The following is a 235-nucleotide window of genomic DNA, read 5'->3' as shown; positions in this document are numbered from 1 at the left end:
CCAAGGTGATCGACCGCACTGGCCTGATCCTCGAAATCTTCGGTGGACGCGCCGCCACGGCCGAAGGGCGGTTGCAGGTCGAGCTCGCGCACCTCGATTATCAGGCCGGCCGGCTGGTGCGGAGCTGGACCCACCTCGAGCGGCAGCGCGGCGGCTTCGGCTTCCTTGGCGGTCCCGGCGAAACGCAGATCGAGGCCGACCGCCGGCTGATCCGCGATCGCATGGCGCGACTGCG

General features: G+C 70.2%; 1 pseudogene. It reads left to right on the top strand.

From position 1 onward, the window contains the following. Window positions 1-235: pseudogene (locus RYX56_RS26865) on the top strand (GTPase HflX); the annotation flags it as partial.

The organism is Alkalihalophilus lindianensis (assembly GCF_032843265.1).
GTDB lineage: Bacteria > Bacillota > Bacilli > Bacillales > Bacillaceae_D > Alkalihalophilus > Alkalihalophilus lindianensis.
Note: the sequence above shows the minus strand (reverse complement) of the source record. Positions and strands in the feature narration are given on the sequence as shown.